This window comes from Clostridium sp., assembly GCF_016650095.1.
Lineage (GTDB): Bacteria > Bacillota > Clostridia > Clostridiales > Clostridiaceae > Clostridium_AD.
Genome location: NZ_JAENWL010000157.1, coordinates 1 through 7,807, shown reverse-complemented (window position 1 = coordinate 7,807; position 7,807 = coordinate 1). Strand labels below are relative to the sequence as shown.

The 7,807-nt window shown below is 30.3% G+C and carries 8 protein-coding genes; 1 reads left to right on the top strand and 7 read right to left on the bottom strand.

Annotated features, from left to right (window positions below):
* The coding region (locus JJE11_RS10450) for an HD-GYP domain-containing protein (protein WP_366927923.1) at positions 1–1,189 on the top strand (1,189 nt) is incomplete at its 5' end.
* Positions 1,190–1,317: 128 nt separating this feature from the next.
* On the opposite strand, the gene JJE11_RS10445 is transcribed toward JJE11_RS10450, so the two are convergent.
* The 7 genes from JJE11_RS10445 to JJE11_RS10415 form a co-directional block, all read right to left on the bottom strand.
* Positions 1,318–1,617 carry a hypothetical protein gene (locus JJE11_RS10445; RefSeq protein WP_291635290.1) on the bottom strand — a complete coding sequence of 100 codons (300 nt, stop codon included), beginning with the start codon at positions 1,615–1,617 and terminating at the stop codon, positions 1,318–1,320.
* Between the two features lie 459 nt (positions 1,618–2,076).
* A complete protein-coding gene (locus JJE11_RS10440; RefSeq protein WP_291635287.1) occupies positions 2,077–2,772 on the bottom strand; it encodes a response regulator transcription factor in 696 nt (231 codons plus the stop codon).
* Between the two features lie 15 nt (positions 2,773–2,787).
* Positions 2,788–4,224, bottom strand: a complete 1,437-nt coding sequence (locus JJE11_RS10435; RefSeq protein WP_291635285.1) for a HAMP domain-containing sensor histidine kinase — start codon at positions 4,222–4,224, stop codon at positions 2,788–2,790.
* Positions 4,225–4,266: 42 nt separating this feature from the next.
* Positions 4,267–5,019, bottom strand: coding sequence for an ABC transporter permease (locus JJE11_RS10430; protein WP_291635283.1), 753 nt, complete (start codon positions 5,017–5,019; stop codon positions 4,267–4,269).
* Positions 5,006–5,731, bottom strand: a complete 726-nt coding sequence (locus JJE11_RS10425; protein ID WP_291635281.1) for an ABC transporter ATP-binding protein — start codon at positions 5,729–5,731, stop codon at positions 5,006–5,008. Before JJE11_RS10425 ends, JJE11_RS10430 begins: the two co-directional genes overlap by 14 nt.
* Positions 5,732–5,830: 99 nt before the next feature.
* Positions 5,831–7,078 (bottom strand): hypothetical protein, encoded by a 1,248-nt coding sequence (locus JJE11_RS10420; protein ID WP_291635279.1) that lies wholly within the window; start codon positions 7,076–7,078, stop codon positions 5,831–5,833.
* Between the two features lie 291 nt (positions 7,079–7,369).
* Positions 7,370–7,807: pyrroline-5-carboxylate reductase (locus tag JJE11_RS10415; RefSeq protein WP_291635278.1), on the bottom strand; the 438-nt coding region annotated here is incomplete at its 5' end.

The following is a 7,807-nucleotide window of genomic DNA, read 5'->3' as shown; positions in this document are numbered from 1 at the left end:
TTTAATATTAAAACCCATTAAAGATTCACTAAATAGGATTAATTCTTTATATTTGGGATGTGATGTATTTATGAGACTCGTACCAATTGAATTTGCAATGCCAGGAAATTGTTTGGCTAAAACTATATTTGATAATGATGAAAGGGTCCTATTAAGAGAAGGTGTTATATTAACTGAATTTTTTTTAACAAGAATTAAACGGTTACAAATTTATTCTATATATATTAACGATGAATATAGTAATGCTGTAATTGAAGATGTAATAAAACCTGAACTTCGCCAAAGCGCTATAAAAACTATAAAAGAAACCTTCTATAGCTTTGAAAAATACAGTTTATATTCTAATAATGTAAATTTTAATGAAAAAAAATTTGCAAAAGAAAAACAAGCCTACTTCGAGTCTATAGGAAGTATTGCTAGAGATATAATTGATGAAATCATAAGCAAAAAAAATGTAATGATTAATCTGGTAGACATTAAAAGTATGGATAATTATACCTACCAGCATAGTGTAAACGTAGCTGTAATCTCTCTAGTATTAGGTGTACAATTGCAACTAAATCAAAAAGAGCTTTATACCTTATGTATGGGTGCATTGATACATGACATAGGCAAAGTTCTTATTCCAAAAGATATAGTCTTAAAACCTGGTCCATTAACTAATGAAGAGTTTGAAATTATAAAAGAGCATACTACAAAAGGATATAATTATTTAAAAGGATGTTTGGATATATCTGCTCCTGCTAGAATTGTTGCTCTTCAACATCATGAAAAAATGGATGGACACGGATATCCAGATAATATAAAGGATAAATCAATTAATAAATACGCTAGAATTGTTGCTATTGCTGATGTATATGATGCGCTTACGTCCGACAGGCCGTATAGAAAAGCTATGAGCCCTAATGATGCTGTAGAGTATATACTTTCCCATGGTGATACTCAATTTGATTATGAAATGGTAAAAGTATTTTCTAAGGCTGTTGTTCCTTATCCACCTGGAACCCTAGTAAAACTTAGCACTGGTGATATCGGTGTGGTAACGGACATATTCCCTAACTTTGCTTTAAGACCTGAAGTTAAAATCGTAAAAAGAGGAACCACTACTAATGCTAACGAAGTTGGTACAATTATTTCATTAGTAGATCAGTTGGATATTGTAATCATAAATATCGAATTTGCCATATAATAATCCGCTTTTCAGATTTAATATTAATGCCTTCTGAAATTGCATTAAACGCTATAAAGGATATTCCTTAATTTCAGAATATCCTTTTAGATATTTATATTAACAAGCTACTTTAGTAGATTAATCCACTAAAGTGGATTAACTAACTTAATTTCCTGTATACTATTTATTAAATAATCCCGTTTAAGATACTCGTATTTATTAGCACTTGCCTTAGCTACTAGATTATTATTAGCTATCTCTGTAGCTTCTTCTATATTCTTAGCCTTAAACATTATAGTTCCACCGTTTCTATTATACATTCCCCCACAAATTAAATACTTAGAAGAATGATTAACTTTATCTGTACTCGCAGTATAAGTTATTGCTAAACTGTCATTACCCTCTTGTGAATAATTAATCTTAACCAGTAAATCCTTTTTTTCCATTTGTTTTACCCCCAATTAAATAATCTAATAAAGTAGCCTTTTAATAATCCACTAAAGTGGTGATTTAAAAATGCAGTTTAGCTATAACTTCAAGCTGCTATAAAATACAACAACTATATATTTTAAAAACTTTAAAGGTATAATCACCTTGATGTTCTATGTTTATATTATACCGAACATTTGTTCGTAAGTCAATAGATTTTATAAATCTTAACGATATTTCAGAAGGAATATTCTGCATCTTCCATAAGTTAGGAATTACTACCTTCGTAAAAATAAAATCTCGGTGAGAATCTAAATCTCCTTCTGAAATCGTTAATATTGTAGCTCCGAAGGTGATGAATAACTTCGAATGTGATGATTTAAAGTCTTTGATAAATATATATGTTTGGTATGCAATACTTATTACTTGTATTACTCAAGGCCATTAAAATAAAAAATACAGGTTTAGAGTATATCTTATACTCTTAGCCTATACCCACTTCCCCAAACAGTTTCAATATATTGAGGAACAGACGTAGATTCCTCAATTTTTTCTCTCACTCTTCCAATATGCACTGTAACAGTAGCAGTATCTGAATTAGCATCCAATCCCCAAATTTTTTCAAATAATTCATCTTTACTAAATACTCTATTCGGGTTTTCAGCTAAATATAATAATAGTTCAAATTCCTTTTGAGCTAAATTTATTTCAACACCATTTATAAATACCTGCCTACAATCTTTTTTTATTTCTAATCCCCTTATTATAAGAGTGCTACTTTTAACACTAACCTTAAATTTGTTCTTTATTCGCTCGTAATTTCGAATATGTGACTTAACTCTAGCAACCATCTCACTGGGATTAAAGGGCTTTGTAATATAGTCATCAGCACCAAGACTGAGCCCTTTAATTTTGTCAATATCTTCTTTCTTTGCAGAAACCATTAAAACTGGAATATCCTTCTCCTCTTGCAAACTACGCAGAACAGTATACCCATCAATTTTAGGAAGCATGACATCAAGAATTAGCAAGTCAAATTGGTTTGTTTTTAAAGCATTTAACCCATCTACCCCATTATTACATATTTTAACTTCAAAGCCCTCAAGTTCTAAATAGTCTTTTTCAAGTTCTGCAATACTTACATCATCTTCAACAATTAAAATTTTTTTCATATTACTCCTCTATTTTTATAATATTTTTCCAAATGATATCAAAATACTCGTGCCCCGATTTTCATGACTTACAGCCCATATTGTGCCGCTATGTCCCTCTACAATTTGCTTTGCAATAGCAAGTCCTAGTCCACTTCCATTTGCTTCACTTCTTGCAGCATCTGCCCTGTAAAATCTATCAAATATTTTAGTTACATCATTTTCGTCAATGCCAGAACCATTATCCCTTAGTTCAATGATAATACTAGAATTAGTCTCTCTTAGCATTATTGTAATTTCACCTTGCTGCTTATCCATATATTTACGAGAGTTATCAATAATATTTAATATAACCCTCATCAATCTTTCTCTATCAATCACAACGTATTTTATTCCATTCAAATCGTTTTTCAAACAAATTTTTATATTGGATTTTTCAAGTTCTATTGCACTTTCAAGAATACAATAATTAAAGTAATCTACAATGTCCGTTTTTTCAAAGTTAAAGGGAAGCTGACTCAAATCCAATTTAGAATATAAAAGTAAATCATCAATCATAACGTCCATTTGTTCCGCTTTTGAATAAACCGTTTTTAAGTAGCGCTCTACCTTTTCAGGATTGTTTGCCACTCCATCTATAATGCCCTTAACATAGCCTTTTATTGAGGTTATAGGTGTCTTAAGATCATGAGATATACTAGAAACTAACATTGTCCTATTATCATCATACTTCTTTTTCATACGAATAGAATCCTTCAGTTGTATTCTCATCTTTTCAAAATCTGCACATAAATCTTTAATTTCTTGGTCGCCAACTTCAATAATTTCCAGACTTAAATCACCTTTACTAATATCCCCTACTGCAGTTTTTAAAAGTGATAATGGCTTTATTATTCTTTTTGAAAGTAGATAGGACATAAATATGTTAACTGCTATAAACGTGATAAGAAATACCACAAGGATGAATACAATAAATTTTTCAAGAATACCTGAATACTCAAAAATTGGTGCCAGTAATATGACATTTCCTAGAGCTTCATCTTTAAACGTAATTGGTGCTACTTCCACCATGTATGCAATATCATCAATTATGACTATTTTTTTTTGAGATTTAGTTTTAGCTTCTAAAAAGCATTTCTCTATATCAATTTTATTTACATCCTTAGATTTGAAAATAATATTATTGTTTTTTAAAATTATAAGTTCTCCATTTATGTTTGATAGTTTCTGGTACAAATATTGTTGAAACTTTGGATCTTCCATGTCATCAGAATTTTGTTTCCATACAGCGCTTTTAGTATCCGTTAACTCCGTTTTTATAGATATGAATTTCTTAAAACTATCATAACTTACATCCTTATTAAAAACCCTTGAGGAAACAAAAATAAATAGGAATGCTGCCATAATAGTAATGAAAAAAGGAATTACTATAGTTATAGTATTGGAGAGAATCAACCGTTTTTTTATATTCATCTTTTCACCTCAAAATTCACTGAATTCACTTAAGAGTGACTTTTAAAATTCTTTTTTATCAAATAAATAATATCCTGCTGTAAAAAATAGTATACCATAGCTGAGCATCATCATAAACTGAAGAAAAATTTTAAAAGTAGGAATAGTTTCCATAATAAATAGTGTATACCAACTCGTCATAGATGTAATAAACACACCAGAAAATCTATAGAAGATTATCCCTAACCCTTTAAAGGCAACGAAAACGAAAATTGATAGAAAAAATACACCTATACCACTTCTAATTATATTTGCAAAAAATGCAATAATTATTGATAAAATCACCATAGGTAACAGCGTTACAATATAAGAAATTAGGATTTTAATAACACTACTAAATGAGAAGGAATTTGAATTAAAAAGGCAACCAGCGAGTATTGAAAAAATCATTAAAAATAAAAGGTTTGCAAGTATAAATAACATGATTGCAGTTAACTTCGCTGTATAAAATTTTAATCTTGTAATAGGCCTCGTAAGTGCAATTTTCATAGTGTTTTGTGAAAATTCTCCAGAAAAACTTTCTATTGTAACAAGCGCAGTAAATAGCGGAAGAATTGTATTAACCACGACTGATAGCACAAGTATAGGAAAATCCATGCTTGATACCCCTCGCAGTCCAAAACCAGTTCTTAATACTACCATAGATAACTGTCCTAGTATTATGAAAATAAGTGATATAATCACTGCAACTAATACTTTTTTTCTTTTATATAATTTTTCAATTTCATTTAATAAAGTAGCTTTAAATTCCACCATTTCTTTCTACCTCGCTAACAAAATAATTTTCTAGTGACGAATAATTATTTAATATATTTTTCATTGTGTCTACATTCAGCATTCGTCCATTGTATAATACGCCAATATGGGTACAAGTAAGCTCAACATCGTGGATAAGATGGCTTGAGATAAAAAATGTAGCATTTTCTTTTTCTACCAAGTCTTTTATTATATTTCTCATAGATATCATTCCTTCAACATCAAGTCCATTTAAAGGTTCATCTAGAATAATTACTTCTGGCCGTGGTAAAATTGCAGCAGCGATTCCTAGTCTCTGTTTCATTCCAAGAGAAAATTTTCTTGGTTTTTCATTTTTGTATTTTAACATTCCTGTCATTTCTAAAACTTCATGGATTCTCTCTTCATCAACATCTTTATAATATCTTGAAACTTGTTTTAAATTTTCATAAGCTGTTAAATAAAGATATGATTCCGCGGTTTCTATAATACAACCTACGTTTCTCATTACTTTTTCATATTCTTCCAAGATACTATGTCCCAAAATTTTGACATCGCCACAGTCTGGTTTTATAAGCCCCGTCATTATTTTCATAGCAGTAGTTTTACCAGCGCCATTAGGTCCTAAAAACCCAAAGATCTCGCCTTTATGTATATCAATATTAATATCTGTTATACCTCTTCCATTTTTATATACCTTGGAAAGGTTTTTAATTTCAATTACTTTCTCCATTTATGTACCCCCCAAATTTAGTACCATATTAAAATAAATAGCAAGTCAGTATTTTAGAATATTTGACTTGCTATTTATTTTTGTATGTCTTATTTATTATTAGTTAAAAACTTTACTGTATTGACCATCAAACATTATATTTCCACTTCTGCTTTCATTTATATTAAATCCTATATTTGCAGAACCTTGGTTAATATAAATATTTCCTTCAGTCTTATTTTTTGAAGAATCAATTGCATTAAAAGTTGCACTCATCTTATTATTTGCATCAAATTCAGCATCAAACTTAAAGTCTTTTTTATTTGTTGCATATTCTTCGTATCCCTTTACAAATTCTTCATAATATTTTCCACTAATTCTTTTGTCATCTATTGCTGTAACATCTATGAATTTTTCACCTATTTTTACGAATTTAGCATCCTTTTCTATTATAATATCTGTTTTGTATTTTCCTATATACTTTTCAGGATTAGTCAATTTACTATAATCTTGTTGTATATTTTTTTCTACTGTCTTACCTGTAAGATCTGGTTTACTAACTTTAGTTGAGTTAACATTAGTCATCTTTGCCAATAGCTCAAATGTTAATTTATGATCTGTGCCACTTTCATCTTTACCAGAGATCACACCACTACCAAGAACACTTTTAATTAATCCATCTTTAGTTGTTACCATATTTCCTTTAATATCTTTTACAAATACATCATTTGTTATTTTAGGCGTACTACTCTCATTACTAGGGTTATTATTACCAAATGTATTCTTACTTTGAAGAGATACAACTGCATTAATAAGCGCTGGTATTTGAGTTTCACTTAAAGAACCAGATAAAGTCTTCGTTCCATCTGAATTTTCAGTAACTACAACGGCATCTTTTAAATTACCCACTATAGCATCTGCAATTTTTTCTATATCTGCAGCGCCTTCTTCTTTAAAAGGATTTTTTGACACTGCGTTTTCCTGAGGACTTTCAAATTCAGTTGAATAATAAACATTTTGTTGGTTGCTTTTATATATAGAACCTTTTTTATCAGAGTAATTATAACTTTCTGTCTTTTTCGAACCCTCAAGTCCCGTTGTTATAGTTTCTTTCGCTCCAGTTGATACATCAACTTTATAAAGTGCATTCTCAGAAAAAATAACAGTGCCATTGTCCTTTATACTAACTGACATGTCAGCAGTATAACTTGAAAGTTTATTGGTACAACTTTCTGCTGTGTATTTAAATGAATCCTTAAGTTGATCATATCCACTTTTGGTTAATACTTGAGCCATAGCTGTAGTTGTAAACATTATAGTACCTATAGCAAAACTTATAATTGTTGCTGTTTTTTTCTTTAATTTCATTTTCTAAAATCCCCTTTTTTGTTTTAAATTTGCTTATGAACATGGAAGCCTTCCATAGTTCTATTTTAAAGCACAGGTCTCTACTTTCTATAAACAAGTTATAAACAAAATATAAACTTTTCCACTTTACAGCAAATTTTCTCTATTTCATTGCACTACATTTAGTCCCCTTTTAGATTTAAAAGCTACTTTCTGAAAAAACATATATGAATATGAAAAAACAGCCCGGGAAAGCACAAGTTCTTTCTTAGGCTGTTTTACAATAAATTCAATTTCTATTTTTCGAAAATATTATTTTCCACCCATTTTAATGGCCTTTTCAGTGCAACTCTCCATAGCTGAAATTACTGTGCCCCTAAAATTATTCTTCTCTAAGGCGTATACTGCTTGAATAGTAGTTCCCCCTGGTGAGCATACATTGTCTTTAAGTTTTCCTGGGTGTTCCCCTGTCTCGAGAACCATTTTAGCAGCTCCGAGAACCGCTTGAGCTGCCATTTTATAAGCCTTATCTCTAGGCATTCCTTGAAGTACAGCCCCATCGCCTAAGGCTTCAATAAACATATACACATAAGCAGGAGATGACCCACTTACCGCTGGAACTAAATCCATAAGCTTTTCCTCTAATATCTCCATCTTCCCAAAGCTTTCAAAAATCTTTACAACGCCTTCCAATTCATCGCTTGTTACATTTTTATTAGCACACAGTGCACTCATTCCCTCTCCGACAAG